Here is a 22,457-nt window from a genome sequence, read left to right as displayed (position 1 = left end):
TAAATTACAAGAAAGATGAAAACGAGAATTACATTACTCATAGCAGCACTCTTAATGGTGACTAACTTTGGTTTTGCTCAGCAAGATGAAGAATGTATGCTAAACTTAACATTGATGAACGATTATGTTAAGAGTAAAAAATATGACGAAGCTTATGAGCCTTGGATGAAAGTTAGAAACAAGTGTCCAAAGTTTAACATTGCAATATATAAATATGGTGAGAAAATTTTAGATCATAAAATTGACAACTCTGCTGGAGAAGAAAAACTTGCTTTTATTGAAGATTACAATACACTTTTAGATGCAGCTAATGTAAATTATGAAAGTAAGTATAGCAAAGGTGAAATTGAAGAGCAAAAAGCATTATTAAAGTATGAAAACCAAAAAGCATTAGGTTTAACAGATATGCAAATCTTTGAATCTTTTGATAATGTGTTTAAAAACTATAAGTCAGATTTTACGAGTACTAAAGGTTTATATGTGTATTTTACTAAAACTGTAGATTTATTCAAAGCAGAAAAATTTGAAATTCAAAAAGTATTTGATAAGTACGATGATGTTAATGATCAATTAGAAGATTTAAATGATCAATATTCTAAATCATTAAATAAATTAATCGAAAAAGAAACAGCAGGTACTGCATTGACTAAAAATGAAGGAAAGTATAAAAAATACTATGGTCAAAAATTAGAAGCTAACGATAAAATATCAGGAAGTTTAGATGCTTACATTGGTGAATTAGCAAACTGTGAAAACCTAATCCCATTGTATAAAAAGGATTTTGAAATGAATAAATCTAATGGTGCTTGGTTAAAAAGAGCCGTTAGTAAAATGTATAATAAAGAATGTACAGATGATCCATTGTACATTGAGTTAGTAAAAGCTTATGATCAAGCAGATCCTTCTGCAGATACTAAATATTTTGTATCAACTGTATTGAGAAAAGAAGGTAAAACTGCTGAAGCTGATAGATATTTGAAAGAATCGTATGATATGCAAACCGATCCTATCAAAAAAGCTAGAATGGCTAAGAAAACGGCTAATGATTTTAAAAGAAGAGGAAGTTACGGTTCTGCAAGAACGTATTATAGAGAAGCTTTAAAATTGAATCCATCAGATGGTACACCACATTTATACATCGCAACGATGTATGCAAAAAGTGCAAATAACTGTGGTGATAATGCTTTCAACAAAAGAGCCGTGTTTTGGTATGCAGCTCAAGAGGCTAGAAAAGCTGGTCAAGTTGACCCGAGATTAAAAGGAACAGCAGCTAAAACAGCAGCATCTTACGAAGGAAACGCACCAACTAAAGCCGAAATATTCTCTGAAAACATGGCAGGTAAAACAATCAACATTGGATGTTGGATTGGAGGTAGCGTAAAAGTACCTCAGCTATAAATGAAAATAATAGTTTCACATACATTAAAAAGCATAGTCACAACTCTAGTTGTAACTATGCTTTTTTCATGTGAAAGCAATTTAAAAGATGTTCAGCAAATGGGTGTTCTTCAAAATCAACCCGTTGGAGAAGCAAAGAACATTAATTTAAAATATACCGAAGTTACAGACTCCATAGGTAAAGTTATCGCTAATCTAGAAAGCCCCAAAATGCTAGATTATTCTAATCGAGATTTTTCGTTCTCTGAGTTTCCAGATGGTGTACGATTATCATTATATGATGAAAAGAATCAAAAAAATGTGGTCATTGCAGATTACGGTATCGTATATAACGCCACAGATTTGATTGATCTTCAAGGGAATGTCATATTAATTACACCTCAAAATGATAGCTTGTTTGCAGAGCAATTATATTACGATCAAAAAAATGAGTGGTTGTTTTCTAATCTTCCGGTACGTTTAAAATCGGCAACAGCAAATAATGGTCATGGTGATATTTTTGACTCAGATACTAAATTTAAAAACTACACCATATTAGAAGGTAGAGGAGATATGATCCTAAAAGATTAATATCTTATCTTTGTACCTTAATATTTAAACTAGCTCATGAAGATTCTTCAGTTTTTTCAATACTTATATCTATTTTTTGCAGTGTTATTTATCTATGATGGTTTTGTAAGTTGGGGAGAAGAAGGGAATAGATCTATCATATCATTCGTCTTTGCAGCTTTAGCTATCTTTATGTTTTTCTTCCGCAGAAAATTTAAAAATAAATTCGGTAATCGCAACGGTTCTTAACTATGGACTTTAGCATTGTGATCATTATTGTAATGTTATTGCTTTCGGCTTTTTTCTCCGGAATGGAAATCGCTTATGTGTCATCCAACAAAATTCATATAGAAATTGAGAAAAAACAAGGCGACTTTCTAGCTAATATTTTAAAACGACTCACGGCAAAACCTTCCAAATTTATAGCAACAATGCTTATTGGTAACAATATTGCATTAGTTATATATGGCTTTGTAATGGGTGATGTTCTCATACAATGGTTTCAATCTATGTTACCATCTCAATATCAAATTGTGAACTATTTATTGAGTGATTTAAACTTATTATCTCAAACTGTAATTTCTACTATTATTATATTATTTACGGCAGAATTTCTTCCAAAAGTATTCTTCCAAATATATGCTAATTCGTTCTTAAAAATCTTTGCATTTCCGGCCTATATATTTTATGTAATGTTTTGGTTCTTATCTTCTTTTATTATTTCTATATCAGATTTTATATTAAAACGTTTCTTTAAAACTGAAGGCGATGATGTGCAATTAGCAATGACCAAAGTTGAATTAGGAAATTACATTAGTGAGCAAATGGAGTCTGTAGAAGAGCATGACGAAGTTGATAGTGAAATACAAATTTTTCAAAATGCGCTAGAATTTTCCGAAGTAAAAGCTCGCGAAGTCATGATACCTCGTACCGAAATCATTGCCGTTGAGGTTAAAAAAACAATTCCAGAAATAAGTACACTTTTTATAGAATCTGGATTGTCAAAAATATTAGTCTATAAAGATAGTATAGATGACATTTTAGGGTACGTGCACTCGTTTGAATTATTTAAAAAACCTACCTCTATAAAAGCCATCACCATGTCTGTCGTTTATGTACCAGCAACGATGCTAGTAAAAGACGTGCTTAATATTTTGACCAAAAAGAGAAAAAGTATGGCCGTTGTAATTGATGAGTATGGCGGTACAGCCGGTATTATGACCATTGAAGATATTGTCGAAGAGCTAGTTGGAGAAATTGAAGATGAACACGATAGTGTGGCTCTAATTGAAGAGAAAATAGATGCTGAAAACTTTAGGTTTTCTGCACGTTTAGAGGTTGATTATATTAATGAAACCTATAAACTCAATCTGCCAGAAGGTGAGAATTATGAAACCCTTGGCGGACTCATAGTAGACGAAACCGAAGAGATTCCTCAGGTTGATGCTCAAATTGTAATCAATAATTTTAAATTCACCATTTTAGAAGTCTCTTCCAATAAAATAGATATCGTCACGCTTCAAATTATCGACGACGATTAAAGTAATATTCCCGTTTTTTTCTTCGGAAATGTGCCAACTTAACTCATCTCAACTTTACCATAAAGTAAATAGCTAAGCATAGAGTTTACCGTAACATTTATCCTATAAATTTAATCCTTTAGCCTATAAATTATGCAGGCTTCTAAAATTCAGTAATAAAAACATACATCTCCTTTTATTATTTGATAGAAATTGGTATTTTCGCCCACTTATTAAATATAAATATAATGGCAGTTTTAAATAAAATTAGACAACGTTCACTCTTTTTGATACTAATCATTGCATTAGCATTATTTTCATTTGTACTTGCAGATCTATTTAAAAATAGTGACGCGTTATTAGGTACAGCTCAAGATGTTGTAGCTACCGTAAATGGCAAAACTATTGACAGAGTAGACTTTATGTCTAAAGTAGAAAACACGCAAAGACAGTTAGGTGCAGGAGCTACTTCTACACAAGCAATGAATAGAGTTTATGATCAAGAAGTGCGTCGTGCAATAATGAACACACAATTTGATGAACTCGGTCTTACAGTTGAGCAAGATCAAATGAAAGATTTATTAAAACAAAATTTTGCATCTTACCCAGAGTTTCAAAATGAAGCTGGACTGTTTGATGAAAATAAATTAACAGAATTTGTTGCTAATCTAAAAGCCATATATCCTGAGCGTTCTGTAGTTGGAAACTTTCAATTAACTTATGATGATTGGGTTAATAGCGAAAATTCAATTGCTATTGGTGCTCAAGAAAGAGCTTATTACAGTATGGTTAAAGCAGGAGTTAATGCTACTTTAAACGAAGCAGAAGTAGATTACTTATTAGAAAACTCTACAAGAGACTTAAGATATGTTCAAGTCCCTTATTCAACTATTAACGATAGTTTAGTTAAAGTAACTAAAGGAGATATTTCATCTTATATCAGCAATAACAAAAAGAAATTTGAAGTAGAAGCATCTCGTGATATTGTATATGTTGAGTTTAAAGAAGTGCCTAGCTTAGATGATGAAAATAATTTAAAAGCTTCACTTAATGATTTTGTAAACGGTAAAGCTATTTTTGAAGATGGTAAAAACGATACCATTAAAGCATTTAGAACTGTTAAAGCTGCAAATTTAGAAAGTTATATTAATTATACTGCTGCTTCAGATCTAGCTTATAATGATGCATTTGTGAAAAAGTCAGCATTGCCATCTGTTGTTGCAGATACATTGTACAATTTAAATATTGGAGATGTTTATGGTCCTTACAAAGATGGAAACATGATGAAATTAACTAAAATGGTCGCTAAAAATCAAGTGCCAGATTCAGCAAAGGTTCGTCATATTTTAATTCCGCATGTTGGAGCTTCAAGTGCTGCACCAGATGTAACTAAAACAGTAGAGCAAGCAAAGGCAACTGCAGATAGCGTATTAGCTATTGTAAAAGCAAATCGTTCTAAATTTCCAGATTTAGTAACTGCTTTATCTTCAGATCAAGGAAGTGTTGATAAAGGTGGTGTTTATGATTTTCACCCAAGTACTCAAATGGTAAAGCCATTTAGTGATTTCGAATTTGAAAATAAAGTAGGTGATATTGGTGTTGTAAAAACACAATTTGGATTTCATATAATTGAAATATTAGACCAAAAAGGTGCTTCTAATGTAGTTAAAGTAGCTACAATAGCTAGAAAAATTGAGCCATCAACTGAAACTATTGATAATATTTTTACAGAAGCCTCAAAATTTGAGCTTGCACTTCAAGATGGTGATTTCCAAAATATAGCAGATGAACGTAAACTTACTGTAAAGCCAGTAAATGGTATAAAAGTGTTAGATGAGCAAATCCCAGGATTAGCAAGTCAAAGACCAATGGTGCGTTGGGCTTTTGAAAGCGAAACAGAGGTTGGCGATTACAAGCGTTTTACAATTCCTGGAGGTGGTTACGCTGTTGTTCAAGTCACTAAAGTTAGCGAGAAAGGGTTAATGGATCCAGAAACAGCTTCGGCATCTGTATTGAGCGATATTAGAAAAGAAAAGAAAGCAGAACTGATTCGAGCTAAAATAACAGGAACTACTGTAGATGAGGTTGCAAAAAACCAAAGTAGACCAGCAACTAACGCTTCTGCTGTGAATATGAAAAATCCAACGCTTACAGGAGCAGGACTAGAGCCTAAAGTAGTAGGTGTAGCATTTGGGTTAAGTGATGGAGAAACTTCTGGTTTAGTTGATGGCGAAAAAGGTGTTTACATGGTAAGTGTGTCAAATATTCAAGAGGCAACAAAATTAGACAACTATCAATCTATTGCTAATCGTTTAAGTACAGCAAGATCAAATGCAGCACAAACTAAAGTATATAACGCTTTAAAAGAAACTGCAGATATTGAAGATAATAGAGCAACATTCTATTAATCTCTTACATTACAGATATAAAAAAAGCTTCGCAATTTGCGAAGCTTTTTTATTTTTAAGATACTGTGATATAAAGCTTGAGTAACTATGTTGATTGTAAAACCATTTTGGTATAAGGTAAAATAGTGGTGAAACCCTTAGCTTCAAAATAAGCTGTAGGATTGTCTTTAGAGGCGACCATTACAAAATCTCCACCCCAAGCACCAAGACTTTTAATACTGCCTTTAAAATTACTAAACAAACGCGTTTTTATAGGTGTTTCTTTTATAACTTCTGAAATGAGCGCTTCATGATCATCCATCAACTTTTGAAACGTGCTAAGGCTCTCGCAATTCAGCATCGCTATCGTGATTGCGTTAATTTTATCTATCGTTGTACTCATATCACAACTATTTTCTCGATACTGTTTAATGCCATCTCTACTATTTTGTTTTTTATTAAGATGAACAAAATAAATATGGTCTTTAAATATAGGATTAAAATCAACAGCTGTAATTAATTGTTTCTTGTCATTTAGAGCAGTGCGAGATATCTCGTTTTTTTTAAGCTGAAACGTTAAACTTCCATTCGCTTCAGCACATGAAATGTCATAACCGCTTCCTCCAAATGTTTGATCTAATAAAGTATAAGCATCAACCTTTGCCCAATTGGCAACATTTGCAATTAACGTAGATGAAGTTCCAAGTCCCCAATTTTTTGGGAACTCTAATGTTGTAGTTATTTGATAGCCCTCTGTAGTAGTCAAAAAATTTGGATTGAGTTGCTTAGCAACTTTCAATATCTGTAATAACCGATTTGAAATATCATTTTCAGGAGTAAAAATAGGAGTGATCTCATTATGGTTGAACTTAAATTCTACTTCAAGCCAAACCATCCCATTTTCATCTAAGCTTATCCATTTGAGTCTGTTGTCTTTTCCTTTTTTAATTTCTAAATATTGACCATAAATACTAGGTACAGCCAATGCAATGGCACCATCAAGAACTACATATTCTCCTGTTAGTAATAGCTTTCCGTGGCTGTAAAAACGTTTCATTTAATGTCTTAAATTATCTATAGCTTCAACCACAGCACTATGCGTAACCGTATTATGTTTAAAATGTGCTATAAGTTTTGTTTTTTCTTCAAGCGTGGCTTCAAATTGATTTAAAATATTCATTAAGTGCATTTTCATGTGGCCTTCTTGAATACCAGTTGTAGTTAAAGATCTAAGTGCTGCGAAATTTTGAGCTAATCCTGCTACAGCAACAATTTGCATGAGCTCTTTTGCTGAAGGTTCTCCAAGTAGTTCTAACGCTAACTTTACTAATGGATGTAGTTTTGTTAATCCGCCAACGGTTCCTAAAGCCAATGGAATTTCCATCCAAAAGGTAAAGATACCATCTTCAATTTTAGCATGAGTTAAGCTTGAGTATTGTCCGGTTCTAGATGCATAAGCATGAACACCAGCTTCTACTGCTCTAAAATCATTTCCTGTTGCTAAAACTACAGCATCAATACCATTCATGATGCCTTTATTATGCGTAACTGCTCTGTAGGGTTCAATCTCTGCGATATTGACAGCTTGAACAAATTTTTCAGCAAATTCTTGTGCCGAAATGTCTTGGTTTTCAGTAAGTTCTTCTATGTTACAACTTACTTCTGCTCGCACTAGGCAATTAGGAACATAGTTTGAAAGAATAGACATGATAACCTGAATGTTCTTCTCTTCCGAAGAAAATATTTCAAAATTTTGAGCTTCTCTTTTGAGGGTTTTTGAAAATTGCTCTAAGCAAGAATTAATGAAATTGGCACCCATAGCATCCAAGGTTTCAAACGTTGCATGCAGTTGGTAATAATTATCAATATGTTGAGTTTTATTTACTAACTTAATATCTAAAATGCCACCTCCACGTTTCTCCATGTTTTTGGTAAGCGGTTGAGCATCTTCAATAAATGTTGATTTAGTGGCTTTAAAAAATTGTTCTAATTTGCTGCTTTCCCCAGAAAACATAAAGTGTACTTGACCAATTTTTTCGGTAGAAATGACTTCGGTTTTAAATCCGCCTCGATCATACCAAAACTTCGCAGCTTTACTTGCAGCAGCTACAACAGAGCTTTCTTCAATGGCCATTGGTATAGCATAAACCCGATCATTAATTAAAAAGTTTGGTGCAACACCTAATGGTAAATAGTAATTAGTTATAGTATTTTCAATAAATTCATCATGAAGTTGCTGTAATTTATTGTCTTCATTCCAATACTGTTTTAAAAGCGACTTTGCAGAGGTTGCATCGGTAAAATAAGTATCAACAAGCCAATTAATTTTTTCTGTTTTTGTTAATTTCGAAAAGCCAGTAATGGTTCTGTTCATCTGCTATTTTTTATTGTTTTAATACCACAAATTGATGTTAATTTGAAACGACAAAGATACTATTCTTGGTATTATTATTGAGGCCTTGTCATAATATTGCATATTTAACAGTCTATAGTTACCGTTTTTTGCATTATTTTTAGTAAACTTGACATTATTTTGTCAAAAAAACACCTCTATGAATATATTAAAATCTGTTACACTTCTTGTATTTTTTATAACCGCTTTATCTCCAGCACAAAATAAAGAAATCTCACTAGAAGACATATGGAATGGAACGTTTAGAACTGAACGAATGGATGCTTTGCATTCAATGAAAAATGGACAACAATATTCGGTTTTAAATTATGAAAAAGGAGGTACTCAAATTGATATTTATAATTACAAAACACTAAGCAAAGTAAATACACTTGTAAAATCTAGTAACCTTAGTGGTATCAATTCATTTTCAAACTATACGTTTAGTGCTGATGAAACTAAAGTATTATTAGCAACAAATGTGGAGTCTATTTTTAGACGTTCAACATTAGGTAAATTCTATGTTTACGATACCGAAACTAACCAAACAACATTAGTTTCTGAAGAAAAAATACAAGAACCTACATTTTCTCCAGATGGTCTTAAAATTGCGTATGGTTTAAATAATAATTTATTTGTCAAAGATTTGAAATCAGGTGAAACCGTTCAAATCACCTTTGATGGTGAAAAAAATAAAGTTATTAATGGTATTACAGACTGGGTTTATGAGGAAGAATTTAGCTTCGTTAGAGCCTTTGAATGGAATGCTGATGGAGACAAAATAGCCTTCATAAGGTTTGATGAAACCAATGTTCCTGAGTTTTCAATGGATGTCTACGGAAATCAACTATACCAAACTCAAACCGTATTTAAATATCCAAAAGCCGGTGAAACCAACTCTAATGTATCGTTGCACATTTTTGATTTAGCTAAAAATAAAACGCAAGAAGTGCAGCTTAATAAAGCCTACAATGATTTTTACATTCCTAGAATTAAATGGACCAATGATGCTGATATATTGAGCGCTCAATATACCAATAGACATCAAAATGAGTTGGATTTATGGATGATAAACGCGGAAACATCAACTGCTAACTTGGTTTTAGCTGAAACAGATAAAGCTTACATTGACGTTACTTTTAATTTAACATTTTTAAAAGATCACAGTTTTATTTGGACAAGTGAAAAGGATGGATTTAATCATATTTATCACTACAATAAAAACGGACAACTTATAAACCAAGTCACCTCTGGAGATTGGGAAGTGACCGATTATTATGGTTATGATCAAAAGACAAATCGTATTTTTTATCAATCTACTGAAGATGGTTCAATTAACCGAAGTGTATATTCCATTGGTTTAAATGGTAAAAAGAAACAATTATTAACAAAAAACACAGGTACAAATTCTGCATCATTTAGTGCAAACTTTACCTATTTTATTAATTCATTCTCTAGTGCAACCAATCCGCCAGAATACACCTTACATAACTCTAAAACGGGCAACCTAGTTAAAAGCATCAAAAACAATAATAAACTTGCACAAAAGTTAGCACGTTATAACACCTCAAAGAAAGAGTTTAGCACTATAAGTGTTAATGGTAATGATTTAAATATGTGGACCATCAAACCTGCAAATTTTGATGAAACTAAAACTTACCCTTTATTTATGTACCAATATTCTGGTCCAGGATCTCAACAAGTAGCTAACCGTTGGAATAGCGCAAATGATTACTGGTATCAGCATTTAGCACAACAAGGTTATATTATTGTTTGTATTGATGGTAGAGGAACAGGTTTTAAAGGTGCAGATTTTAAGAAAGTCACACAAAACGAACTAGGAAAATACGAAGTAGAAGATCAAATTCAAGCGGCTAAACAATTAGGCCAACTATCATATATTGATGAAAATAATATTGGTATTTGGGGTTGGAGTTATGGTGGCTTTATGAGTAGTAATGCTTTATTTAAAGGAAACGATACTTTTTCTATGGCAATAGCTGTAGCACCTGTAACAAGTTGGAGGTATTATGATTCTATTTATACTGAACGTTACATGACAACGCCTCAAGAAAATCCAAGTGGTTATGATGAAAATTCGCCAATTAACCATGTAGATAAACTTAAAGGCGATTTCTTATTAATTCATGGAACAGGCGATGATAACGTACATGTGCAAAATACAATGCGTATGGTAGAAGCGTTAATTCAAGCCGATAAGCAATTTGAATGGATGATTTATCCAGACAAAAATCATGGTATTTATGGTGGGAATACAAGATTACATCTCTATAAAAAAATGACAAACTTCATTCATGAAAACTTAGGTGAAAATAGAGATTTATAAAAAGAGTCGAAGGAAGAAGAAGTAAAATTAAAGGATAAAATAACTAACTAATACATAAATTTATGTCAGCAACAATTAAACAACCACATCAAAAAGAACTTTGGGGACATCCAGTAGGTCTCTATGTTTTATTCTTTACAGAAATGTGGGAACGTTTTTCTTACTACGGAATGCGTGCGCTTTTAACTCTCTATTTAGTTGAGAAAACAACAGCTGATAATCCTGGATTAGGTTGGTTAAGCTCAGAATCAATTATGCTTTATGGATGGTATACGATGTTAGTTTACGTTATGTCAATACCAGGAGGTATGATTGCCGATAAAATTTTAGGGCAAAAGAAAGCTGTGCTCTATGGAGCTTTAACATTAGTAGCAGGCCATGGAATTCTAGCCTTTGATGAAATGTGGGCATTTTACACTGGTTTAGCACTTATTATACTAGGTGTTGGACTTTTAAAACCAAATATTTCTACAATGGTTGGTGGACTATACAAACAAGGAGATATTAGAAGAGATAAAGGATTTAGTATTTTTTATATAGGTATCAATTTAGGATCTTTATTAGCAACATTTATTGTTGGTTATGTAGGTGAGAAAATTGGATGGCATTATGGATTCGGACTTGCAGGTATTGCAATGTTATTAGGTTTAATAGTTTATTTATACGGACAGAAATACTTGATCAATGTAGGAAATAAACCAACTTTAGAAGATAAAAAGAATGATGTCTCAATTAGTAAGTTACTTGGCGATTTAATGAAATCACCTGTTAATTTAGGAATTGTGTTAATTATTATGGCTTATGCTGTTTATGCAGGATATACTTACGAAGGAGTAGATAGTTGGGGTTATACAGCTTTATACATCTTTATTGCTGTGGTTGCAGGAGTCATGATGATGATTTACAAAAATTTAGAAAATCAAATATCTAAAGATCGTTACTTAGTATTATTACTTTCATTTTTAATAGTAATCGTATTCTGGGGAGCTTTTGAACAAGCTGGAGGATTAATGAGTATATATACGAAGACTAATACAGATAGAATGTTATTTGGTTGGGAGATACCAGCAACTTGGTTTCAAGGGTTAAATGCTGGATTTATAATCATTTTTGCAACCTTAGTAGCAGGATATTGGGCAAAGCGTAAACTAAAAGGTAAAGAAGCGTCATCATTATTTAAAATGGCAGTTGGTACTATGATTATGGGACTTGGTTTCGTATTCATGATTTTTGCAGCAGCAGAATTTAATGCAGAAGGAAGCTCAGGTATGCAATGGTTAGTATTAGCTTATTTATTTCATACTATTGGAGAGCTGTGTTCTTCACCAGTGGCACTATCTTTTATTACAAAATTAGCACCAGTAAAATATGCATCACTTATGATGGGTGTTTATTTTGCTGCTACAGGTTTAGGAAATAAAGTAGCAGGAGTAATTGGTGAGTCTGCTTCAGAATTTGGTGAATATGCCATTTTCTCTGGGATCACAATATTTACAGTTATTTTTGGATTACTTGTAATTTTATTATTAAAACCTTTAAAGCGACTTACTCATGGTGCAGAGGATAATGAGAGAATTATAAATGATGATCAGACCTTCGAGCAAGAAGGTTATGAGCTTGGTGATAAAGATATTCAAAACTAAAATTACAATTAATAGCCCTTGCATTGAATTAATGTTAGGGTTTTTCTTTCTAACTATATATACTTTCTATGAATACAGATATCGAAAATTTATTTAAAGATAAAGTTCTGGGGCATCCAGCCGGACTTTTTGTGTTATTTTTTACCGAAATGTGGGAACGTTTTTCTTTTTACGGAATGCGTGTATTACTTGTTAATTTTCTTACTATGGCTGCAATTGGATACAATCCAGGTTGGGAATGGACAGTAGAAAATGCAGGTGCACTTTTTGGTACGTATGCTATGTTGCTCTATATTACTCCAATTATTGGAGGTTGGCTTGCCGATAAATATACCGGTTATCGTTGGGCTGTTATTATTGGGTCTTTAATAATGACAGCTGGACATGCGTCAATGGCTTTAGAAACGGAATTCTCTTTATACTTTGGATTGTTTTTATTAGTGGTTGGTACAGGTTTCTTTAAACCAACAATGACTTCTATAATTTCTGATATGTATAAAACGCATCCAGAAAAGAAAGATGGTGCTTACACTATTTATTATATGGGAGTAAATGCAGGTGCGTTTTTCGGAATGATGCTTTGTGGTTATTTAGCTGAAAAAGTAGGATGGGCTTATGGGTTTGGTTTAGCCGGAATTTTCATGCTTTTAGGGACCATTCAATTTTGGTTAGCAGGTCCATTATTTGGAAAAATTGGAGCTAAACCTTCTAAGGAACATGAAGTAGAATTACCTCAAAATATTAATGAAGATAGTGTTGTAGTTAAAGATTCTATTGAAGAACAAGAAGAACCAGCAAACCCGTTCACAACTCTAGATAAAGTTTTAATAGCTATTTCATCTATTATAGGTCTTGGTTATGCGGTTAACGATCCAATGTCTAAAATTGCAGGAATTGATATGTTCGCTTTCTTACAAATAGGAGATTTTGAAGGGCAATATACAGCCGTACTTTTTGCATTAGCTTTGTTTTTAGTTCTTGTAATAGGAAGAATATTGCGTTATACAAGAGTCGTAAGAGATAGAATGATTGCTTTTATTGTATTTGCATTCTTTACCGTGTTTTTTTGGATGTCATTTGAACAAGGAGCATCTTCATTAGTCATTTTTGCAAGAGATAATGTTGATAGATTATTAAGCGGAAGTGCAGCCACCATGTTTAATGTTGTTAATACCTTGCTTACAGTAATCCCATTAATAATTATTTCCTATGTATTATTTATTCTTTGGAAAAAAACATTTAAAAAAATACCTGGATCGAATATTGTACTAGTGATTTGTTTCATTTTAATGTGGGGAATTGTTGGATGGATGTTAAATAGAGATTTTAACACTACGGCTTACGATGTGAGCTACAGCGCAATTGAACAAGCCGAGTTAGATGAAGACGGCAATCAAGTGAAAAATGATAAAGGTGAGTTGCAATTTAAATACATTCCTGTAACTCAAAATATGACTACAGATGCTTCGCAAAAAATTGTGACAAAAACAATTACTGTTGGAGAACCTTATGCAGATTATAAAGTAGGTGATAGCAAAATTATTATTAATAAAAATAAGGAGTTAACCGAGTTTTCTTTCGTTTCTACAGATGAGAAAAAATCAGAATTATTAGCTCATTCTATAGCAGAAAGTAAGGATGATGGCTTTGTTAATGCAACCGTGACTAAAGTAAGAGATAATGAAGTAGAAATCACAGTATCATGGTTTAGTATTTTAAATTCATTTTTTATCATTGTTTTCGCGTCATTCTTTTCTAAATGGTGGGAAAGCAAATACAATCCAAGTGCAGCTACTAAATATGCAATAGGCTTAAGTGTGATGGGTATAGGGTTTGGTTTGTTAGCTTTTGGAGCGTTCGGTATTGTAGATGGTGTTAAAGTAAGTATGATTTGGTTAATTCTAGCTTATTTATTCCATACCCTTGGTGAACTTTGTTTGTCGCCAGTAGGACTGTCTTACGTTAGTAAATTAGTGCCAGGAAGGATGATAGCCTTAATGTTTGGTATGTGGTATTTGGCAATTGCAATTGGAAATAAAATGGCAGCAGTAGTTGGTGGACAAATAGAAAACATAACTAAAGAATATAGTTTGTCTACGTTCTTTTTAATATTTACAGTGGTACCAATCGTTGCAGGACTTATTATATTCGTATTAAATCCAGTATTAAAAAAATTAATGCATGGTGTTCGTTAATCGAATATAATCGTTAAAATAACTTAAAATGCTCCTATTTAGGAGCATTTTTTGTAAGTTCGGAATAACTTTTGCAACAAATCAAATCATAAAATGAGCCGCAGCAATAAGATGGGTTTATATCTCAATGTAGTTGATGGCGAATTCTATTTGACCTTGTAAAAAAAATAAATAACAAATGAAAAGAATACTAGTTATAGTTACAATAGTCTTGATGTCTTCAAGCGCTGCAATAGCACAGTCAACAGAAATTAATTGGATGACTTTTGAAGAAGCGCTTGCAGCTCAAAAGAAAAATCCTAAAAAAATCATGATGGATGTCTATACCAATTGGTGTGGTCCTTGTAAAATGCTCGATAAAAACACCTTTCATAATAAAGATGTTGTCGCTTTTGTAAACAAGAATTTTTATGCTGTAAAGTTTAATGCAGAAGGAAATTCTGTAGTTAATTATAAAAACGCAGAGTTCAAAAACCCAGGCTATAAGGAAGAATTGAAAAACCGTAGAAATAGTGTGCACCAATTGTCACGTCATCTCGGTGTTAGAGCATATCCTACAATTGTATATTTTGATGAAGTAGGCAGTGTGATACAACCAATTAGTGGTTATATGAAACCAAAGCAAATAGAATTGTATTTAAAGTTGTTTCAGTCTAACGACTATAAGAATATTACAACTCAAGACGAATTTAATACGTACTACAAAGCGTTTAAAGGAGAGTTTCAAGAGTAAATATTTAGATGCTATTTTATAATAAAAGCTCCCTTTTCCTTAGTATAATGAAAAGGGAGTTTTCTTTTTAAGCAAGTTTGTTTCCAGCGTTTCACGTAAGATGTATAGTTACTCCCATCTGCAATAATATATTTAGGGTTAATTGAATCTATAACACGATTCATATTAAGCTTAGGAGAATTACGCAGTAACACATAATCAGGCTCAAAACGTTTCACATTATAAACACCTAAACTATCAATAATGAGTAGGGTTCTATCGTGAAATTGATATACCGATTGTAAGGTATCTAACGTGCTTGAAGTTATAAAATTTCCGACGCTATAATTAGTAATAATCTTATCTTTAGATAACGACATACTATCTAAATTGTGTGAAATTTTTAATTCTGAATTTAATTTCTGAAATATCATACTATAACGACTTTTATGAAGAATAATAAAAGCCTCGTTACTGTTTTTAAATGCTGAATGCATATAAGCTCCTTGAACTAATAATATAGCAATTAGGAAAAACGAGATAGGTTTAAAATGTTGTTTTTTAAACATAAAAATAGAAGCGATTATTAAGCTATAAAAGGCAATAACATGTGTAATATCAAATGAAATATGTTTTAATACATAGAGTTCCTGGTTCGCAACCCACTTTATAATGTCATTCATTACACTAATGATAAACCCATAAATAGTTGCTAAAAATTGAGGTAAAATATTACATAAAGCCAGTACAATAACTAAAATACCAATACCTAAAATGAGTCCTAAAAATGGAATTATTGCCAAGTTAGAGATGAAAAACAAACCTGGAAATTGATGAAAATAGTATAAACTAATAGGGACAACACCAAACTGAGCAGCAATGGTTACGGTTAGTATTTTCCAAAAATAATCTATAGCTTTCCATTTTGGTTTCCATATGTTGTAAAGTAAAGGTTGCAGGCTTACTATGGCCAATACCGCTAAATAACTCATTTGAAAACCAACATCAAATAAAAATAAAGGTTTAAATAATAGCAAAATAAATACTGAAATTGCTAAGGTGTTGTAAATGTTTGTCGCACGTTTCCAATGAAGGGCAACAGACACAATGCTAAACATGGTTACGGCTCTTGTGACCGAGGCCGATAAGCCAGCAATAAGCGCAAAAGACCATAAGAGGGTGATTAGAATAATCACTTTTAATACTGTTCCGTTTCTAAAACGTTCTAAAGGTTTTAAAAAATGTGAAAGTATTAATAAAATAATGCCGACATGCAAACCTGAAACAGCCAAAATATGAATCGCTCCAGCGTTAACATAGTTTTGTTGTAAATCTTGACTCAAATCTTGGCGTTGACCAAGTAATAAGGCATTGATAATGGCTAACTCCTCGGGCTTAAAGTTGTAATAATTTAATTTCTTATTTATAGTTTGCCTTAATTGATCAGATAATCCATATACTGTTGTTTCAGGTGATTTTAGTTTTAATATATCATGATCGCTAACACTTAATTGATGATAGATATATTGTTTTTCTAAATAGGCTTTATAATTAAATTGATTTGGATTTATAGGAAATGGTAAGGATTTAAAATTTGTAGATGTAATGAGCACATCGTCTATTGTATAGGCTGCGTTTAAACTGTCTTTTGAAATGTTTAGTAAACATTTTCCATTAACAGACGCCTTATTTATAGCGATAAGTTCCACTACATATTTGTCATAATAGGTTGAAGACTTTAATCGTTCTCTAATTTTGAGACGGATTAATTTGGTATCCTTAACATCAGTAGAGTGAAGTGTTGTGTAATGCTTTTTAAAATTTAATTGATTGTGAGTTTGGTAAGTATAGATTCCTAGACAAATCATGAGAATGTACGCAATACAGCCAAACCAGATGGTCTTTTTAAAGGTTCTGTTTAAAACATAAGAACAAATACCTAGCAAAGCAAATAGGGCGAGTAAACAATAACTTATAACTATAAGCGATACAGTGAAGTAATGACAAAGTACTATGCCTATAATAAGGCAGAGCGTTAGTTTAATTATAACTGTATTTAGAGGTTTCACAACCTCAATATAGTAAATAATCTATACTATAGTAAATATTCTACAACATTAAAAGATATCATAAAACCCGTCTTGCTTGAACATAAGCCAAATACCAATAGCGTTCTGCGAGATTTGATATCATCACGCCTCTACTTGATGATGCATGTATAAATTCTACATGACCAGGTCTACTTGAAGTTACAATGCCAACATGATTAACGCGACGGTTGTTTTTTGAAGTTGCAAAAAATAATAAATCACCTTCTTTTACTTTCTTTACGTCTATCCAATCGCCACGTTTTGATAAGTCTCCTGTTGTTCTTGGTAAAAGCACGTCTTCTTTTTTAAACGCAGTAACCACTAGACCAGAACAGTCCATGCCTTTTTTGGTGGTGCCTCCATATTTGTAACGAGTACCTTCAAAAGTTTTAGCATAATCTATAATGTTTGCCACTTTTTTTGGCGTAGATGCCGATGGTGATGTATGACGTTTATTACTAGATTTTGTAGTCTTCGATTTTTTTGTAACAACGCGTTTTGAGGAGTTGCAACTTGCAAAAAATGCACTTAATATAAGTAGGAATATAATTTTTTTCATGTAGAGCTCAGTAATTGTGGCTAAAAATATAGAATTAAGTAATGAAGTTCAAAAAATAATGTTAGGGTTGTCAACAATGTTATTTACAACTGTCATAAATCAACTTCGCTGTTTTTTCACTAGCACCTTTTCCGCCTAGTTTTTTCTCTAAATCGTAATAATCAATAAAGAATGCAACACGATTATCATCATCTAGTATTTTAGTTAGTTCTGTTTTTAGTCGTTTTGTGTTTAAGTCACCTTGAATTAATTCTGTCACAACTTCACGATCCATAATAAGATTAACGAGCGAAATATACTTTAAAGTAATAATACGTTTAGCAATTTGATACGACAAAGGATTAGCTTTATAACAAACCACTTGCGGTACTTTAAAAAGCGCAGTTTCTAGAGTTGCCGTTCCAGAAGTGACTAAAGCTGCTGTAGACACACTCAATAAATCATAGGTTTTATTAGATATAAAAGCAACATTATCTTGTTTTATAAAGGGCTTGTAGAATTCAAAATCCTGACTAGGAGCACCAGCAATAACAAATTGATAGTCTGAGAAATCATTCACAAGACTTAGCATAACGCCAAGCATTTTTGTGATTTCTTGTTTTCGGCTTCCTGGAAGAAGTGCGATTATTGGCTTTTTAGATAGCTTATATTGTTTTCTAAATGCTATTGGGTTTACCTGACTTCTATCTGCAATAGCATCAATTAAAGGGTGGCCAACAAAATGAACATTATAATTATATTTGGCATAAAATTCTTTTTCAAAAGGAAGAATCACATACATAGCATCCACATCTTGTTTGATTTTCTCAACACGACCTGCTCGTGATGCCCAAACTTGCGGAGAAATATAATAATGCGTTTTGAAATTCTTAGCTTTTGCCCATTTAGCAATGCGTAAGTTAAATCCAGAATTGTCTATAAAAATAATCACATCTGGTTGAAAATTTTCAATATCCTGCTTGCAAAATTTTATGTGCCCAAGTACTTTTCTGAGATTCATGATAACTTCAGCAAAACCCATAAATTGTCGTTCTTTATAGTGTTTTACCAAAGTGCCACCAACAGCTTGCATCAAATCGCCTCCCCAAAATCTAATATCAGCATTATCATCTTGTTGATATAATGCTTTCATTAAATTGGATGCATGAAGATCTCCAGAGGCTTCGCCAGCTATGATGTAATATTTCATGTATATAGTTAAATAAACCTGATAATTAATGTTGTTACAGCTACCATTACAGTTGCTATTAGAACCCCTTGTGCTTTAGCGTCTTGATTCTTTTTTATGAATAAGAAAAAAGCGGCAAGGTTTGGGATTGCTCCCATGCTCATTAATTTAGTGAATACACCTTGATTTATTGCAATATCAAGCGAATCATTTATAGAATTCCCTTTTCCGAAGATCAAAAGAACCACAACAAGGCCAACACAACTGCAAGCTAATCCTATCACAATACCTATAACTATATCTTTATTTTTCATCAAATACCCATGTGTTTAATTCTTGAATGCTGTGGTGTGCTGTTAAATCAAATTGAACAGGAACAACCGATACATAACCGTTTTCTAAAGCCCATTCATCTGTGTCTTCACCTTGGTCCAAATTTACAAATTTACCAGTTAGCCAATAATAATCTTTTCCATTAGGGTTTTGACGTTTGTCAAATACTTCTTCCCAATTGGCTTTTGCTTGACGGCAAATTTTTATGCCTTTAACATCGCTTTTTTCTAACTTCGGAAAATTAACGTTTAACACAGTGCCGTTATCCAAACCATGTTTTAAAACGTTCTCAGCAATAGTTTTGACGTAAGTTTTACAATGCTCAAAATCAGCACTCCAATTATAGTCAGATAGTGAAAAACCAATGGCAGGAATTCCTTCAACACCAGCTTCAATTGCTGCACTCATCGTACCAGAGTAAATCACATTGATTGACGAATTAGAACCGTGATTAATTCCAGATACGCACAAGTCTGGACGTCTATCTAAAATTTGTTTTACACCAAGTTTTACGCAGTCTGCAGGTGTGCCAGAGCAACTGTATTCTTCTTGATGACCATCATCTATAGTGACCTGTTCAATATGAAGCGTAGAGTTAATTGTGATAGCGTGTCCCATACCACTTTGTGGGCTATCAGGAGCAACAACGACCACGTCGCCTATGGTATTCATAACTTCAATTAATGCTCTAATTCCTGGAGCTGTGATTCCATCATCATTAGTGACTAAAATAAGTGGCTTTTTTGACATAAAAAAAAGAATGGTTTTTCTAATTGTTTGCGTGTCGCTAAAATACGTAAAGACGCTTGAAATTCCTATAAATAAAGCTTTAACAAAAAATTATTAGCTTCTCATTTTATTGGCATGGTTTTTTCTTTTACTTTAGTAGAAATTATGTAAATAATCTACAAGTTTTATTACCTTTTAAATAGGATAAGGTTATTTAATTTACATTTAATAAAATATGATTGATATGATGAAAAGGAATTATAAACTGTCACTATTGGTTTTGCTATTAGCATTTGCCTCTTGCAGTTTTACTACTAAGAAATTTCAAGATCCTAATAAAGATAAATTGTTAATTCAATTAATTACTTACGTTTTAGAAGAAGGACATTTTAGTCCGCAGGATATAAACGATGGATTCTCTGAAGCTGTTTTTACAGACTATTTAGAACAACTAGACCCGTTTAAGCGCTATTTTTATAAGTCAGATATAGAAGAGTTTGCCGCTTACAAAGACCAATTAGATGATCAAATTAAAGCTTACGATCTTACGTTCTTTAATTTAACGCATGAACGCTTATTGAAGCGAATTTCAGAATCAAAAAACCTTTATAAAGAAGTGTTGTCTCAACCTTTTAATTTTTCAAGAGCTGAAGATTTTTCAACAGACTATAAAAAGTTAAGCTATGTGACATCTAAAAAGCAAATGAAAGAGCGTTGGAGACAACAATTAAAATTTTCTACAATTGCTAACTATGACGATTTATTAAGCGATCAAGAATTTGCTAAAAACAACGACATTACTTTAGAAGATATGAGCGCTGCTGCATATGAAAAACTTCAAAAAGCAAATGATGAGATATTAAAAAAATCTACAAAAGATTTAGAAGCAGATGCTAGAGATGCAACAAAAAGATCTCTAGATGAGCTTTATGATTTTATAGATGATAGACAGCGTAAAGATTGGTTTGCGGTGTTTATCAATGCAATTGTAGAGGAGTTTGATCCGCATACATTCTATTTTGCGCCAGAAGATAAAGATCGCTTTGATGTAGCAATGTCTGGAAATTTTGAAGGTATTGGAGCTAGGCTTCAGAAAAAAATGGATGCCACTATAGTCAATGAAATTATTAGTGGTGGTCCAGCTTGGAGACAAAATGAATTAGAGGTTGGTGATCAAATCATGAAAGTGAAGCAGGAAGATGAAGAAGAAAGTGTCAATATTGTTGGTATGCGTTTAGATGATGCCATTAAATTTATCAAAGGTCCAAAAGGTACAAATGTAACCTTAACACTAAAAAAAGTAGATGGTACAATTGAAGATATTACCATTAAAAGAGATATTGTAGAGTTAGAAGAAACCTACGCTAAATCATCTACAGTAATTAAAGATGATAAGAAATTTGGTGTGATAAACCTGCCAAAGTTTTATGTAGATTTTGAAGATTACAACAATCGAAATGCCGCATCAGATATAAAACGCGAGTTAGAGCGCTTAAAAGAAGAAGGTGTAGAAGGTATCGTGCTCGATTTGAGAAATAATGGAGGAGGATCTTTACAAACTGTTGTAGATATGGGAGGATTGTTTATTGAAGAAGGACCTATTGTGCAAGTTAAAACGGCTGGTGAGCCTAAAGAAATTTTAACTGATAGAGATAAATCTATTGTTTGGGATGGACCTTTAGTGATCTTAGTTAATGAATTATCTGCTTCAGCTTCAGAAATATTAGCAGCAGCAATGCAAGATTATAAAAGAGCAATCGTTATTGGAAGTAAGCAAACTTACGGTAAAGGTACTGTACAAAACGTATTAGATCTTAACCGTATGGTAAGACAAAATAGCGAAGGCGATATGGGAGCTTTAAAATTTACAACTCAAAAATTCTATAGAATTAATGGCGGTTCAACACAGTTAGAAGGTGTTAAAAGTGATGTCGTTGTGCCAGACCGTTATAGCTACATTGATATTGGAGAAAAAGATCAAGAAAATCCATTAGCTTGGGATAAAATACAAGCTGCAGATTATAAAGTTTGGGGAAGTTATTATGATTATGATACAACTATCGCAAACAGTAAAAAGCGTATGGCAAACAACGAGCAGTTAAAACTTATCGACGAAAATGCTAAATGGGTAAAAAGAATAAGAGATAGAGAAATGTACTCGCTTAATTACGAAGATTATAAAAAAACTTTAAACATTAATGAAGAAGAGTCTAAGCGTTTTGAAAAACTATCTGATTATACAACAAATCTAACATTTGAGTCATTGCCATATGAGATGAAATTGATGGATAAAGATTCAATTTTAAAAGAAAAACGCGTACGTTGGCATTCTAGCTTAAGTAAAGATGTTTATATTGAAGAGGCACTTAATGTATTAAATGACCTTAAAATGACCTACGAAATTAAAAAAGTAGCGACGTCTGTAAAGAACTAGA

Annotated in this window: 16 protein-coding genes; 9 read left to right on the top strand and 7 right to left on the bottom strand. The window is 32.5% G+C overall.

The window, feature by feature from the left end; genetic code table 11:
* Nucleotides 1-15 precede the first annotated feature (15 nt).
* The 4 genes from TD29_RS14205 to TD29_RS14185 all read left to right on the top strand — a co-directional run bounded on the left by TD29_RS14205 (nt 16) and on the right by TD29_RS14185 (nt 5,875).
* Nucleotides 16-1,398 carry a tetratricopeptide repeat protein gene (locus TD29_RS14205; RefSeq protein WP_040281481.1) on the top strand — a complete coding sequence of 461 codons (1,383 nt, stop codon included), beginning with the start codon at nt 16-18 and terminating at the stop codon, nt 1,396-1,398.
* Nucleotides 1,399-1,968: an LPS export ABC transporter periplasmic protein LptC gene (gene lptC, locus TD29_RS14200; RefSeq protein ID WP_040281480.1), complete on the top strand. Its 570-nt coding sequence runs from the start codon at nt 1,399-1,401 to the stop codon at nt 1,966-1,968. It abuts the gene before it with no gap.
* 230 nt (nt 1,969-2,198) lie between these two features.
* Nucleotides 2,199-3,488, top strand: a complete 1,290-nt coding sequence (locus TD29_RS14190) for a hemolysin family protein (protein WP_040281477.1) — start codon at nt 2,199-2,201, stop codon at nt 3,486-3,488.
* 227 nt (nt 3,489-3,715) lie between these two features.
* A complete protein-coding gene (locus tag TD29_RS14185) occupies nt 3,716-5,875 on the top strand; it encodes a peptidylprolyl isomerase (protein ID WP_040281475.1) in 2,160 nt (719 codons plus the stop codon).
* Nucleotides 5,876-5,960: 85 nt separating this feature from the next.
* On the opposite strand, the gene TD29_RS14180 is transcribed toward TD29_RS14185, so the two are convergent.
* Both TD29_RS14180 and TD29_RS14175 read right to left on the bottom strand, forming a co-directional pair.
* Nucleotides 5,961-6,911, bottom strand: a complete 951-nt coding sequence (locus TD29_RS14180) for a GYDIA family GHMP kinase (RefSeq protein ID WP_040281473.1) — start codon at nt 6,909-6,911, stop codon at nt 5,961-5,963.
* Complete coding sequence (locus TD29_RS14175; protein WP_040281472.1) at nt 6,912-8,228, bottom strand: hydroxymethylglutaryl-CoA reductase, degradative; 1,317 nt, start codon at nt 8,226-8,228, stop codon at nt 6,912-6,914.
* Nucleotides 8,229-8,406: 178 nt separating this feature from the next.
* Between TD29_RS14175 and TD29_RS14170 the strand changes: the two genes are divergently transcribed.
* From TD29_RS14170 to TD29_RS14155, 4 genes are all read left to right on the top strand, one after another.
* Nucleotides 8,407-10,593, top strand: coding sequence for a S9 family peptidase (locus TD29_RS14170; RefSeq protein WP_040281536.1), 2,187 nt, complete (start codon nt 8,407-8,409; stop codon nt 10,591-10,593).
* Nucleotides 10,594-10,655: 62 nt separating this feature from the next.
* A complete protein-coding gene (locus TD29_RS14165) occupies nt 10,656-12,236 on the top strand; it encodes a peptide MFS transporter (protein ID WP_040281470.1) in 1,581 nt (526 codons plus the stop codon).
* 68 nt (nt 12,237-12,304) lie between these two features.
* Complete coding sequence (locus TD29_RS14160) at nt 12,305-14,431, top strand: peptide MFS transporter (RefSeq protein ID WP_084203494.1); 2,127 nt, start codon at nt 12,305-12,307, stop codon at nt 14,429-14,431.
* Between the two features lie 178 nt (nt 14,432-14,609).
* Nucleotides 14,610-15,164 (top strand): thioredoxin family protein, encoded by a 555-nt coding sequence (locus TD29_RS14155; RefSeq protein ID WP_040281466.1) that lies wholly within the window; start codon nt 14,610-14,612, stop codon nt 15,162-15,164.
* A gap of 11 nt (nt 15,165-15,175) precedes the next feature.
* Here TD29_RS14155 and TD29_RS14150 read toward each other — a convergent pair whose 3' ends face one another.
* From TD29_RS14150 to surE, 5 genes are all read right to left on the bottom strand, one after another.
* Complete coding sequence (locus TD29_RS14150) at nt 15,176-17,212, bottom strand: ComEC/Rec2 family competence protein (protein WP_084203492.1); 2,037 nt, start codon at nt 17,210-17,212, stop codon at nt 15,176-15,178.
* 58 nt (nt 17,213-17,270) lie between these two features.
* Nucleotides 17,271-17,792, bottom strand: coding sequence for a C40 family peptidase (locus TD29_RS14145; RefSeq protein WP_040281464.1), 522 nt, complete (start codon nt 17,790-17,792; stop codon nt 17,271-17,273).
* A 79-nt stretch (nt 17,793-17,871) separates the two neighbouring features.
* Nucleotides 17,872-18,981: a lipid-A-disaccharide synthase gene (lpxB, locus tag TD29_RS14140; protein ID WP_040281462.1), complete on the bottom strand. Its 1,110-nt coding sequence runs from the start codon at nt 18,979-18,981 to the stop codon at nt 17,872-17,874.
* Nucleotides 18,982-18,989: 8 nt separating this feature from the next.
* Nucleotides 18,990-19,274, bottom strand: a complete 285-nt coding sequence (locus TD29_RS14135) for a membrane protein (protein ID WP_040281460.1) — start codon at nt 19,272-19,274, stop codon at nt 18,990-18,992.
* Nucleotides 19,264-20,043 (bottom strand): 5'/3'-nucleotidase SurE, encoded by a 780-nt coding sequence (gene surE, locus TD29_RS14130; RefSeq protein ID WP_040281458.1) that lies wholly within the window; start codon nt 20,041-20,043, stop codon nt 19,264-19,266. The genes TD29_RS14135 and surE overlap by 11 nt, the downstream gene beginning before the upstream one ends.
* 226 nt (nt 20,044-20,269) lie before the next feature.
* Between surE and TD29_RS14125 the strand changes: the two genes are divergently transcribed.
* Entirely contained in the window at nt 20,270-22,456 is a 2,187-nt protein-coding gene (locus tag TD29_RS14125; RefSeq protein WP_040281532.1) for a carboxy terminal-processing peptidase, read from the top strand.
* Nucleotide 22,457 lies beyond the last annotated feature (1 nt).

The sequence above is a fragment of the Psychroserpens damuponensis genome, from assembly GCF_000826655.1.
Classification (GTDB): Bacteria; Bacteroidota; Bacteroidia; order Flavobacteriales; family Flavobacteriaceae; genus Psychroserpens; species Psychroserpens damuponensis.
Note: the sequence above shows the minus strand (reverse complement) of the source record. Positions and strands in the feature narration are given on the sequence as shown.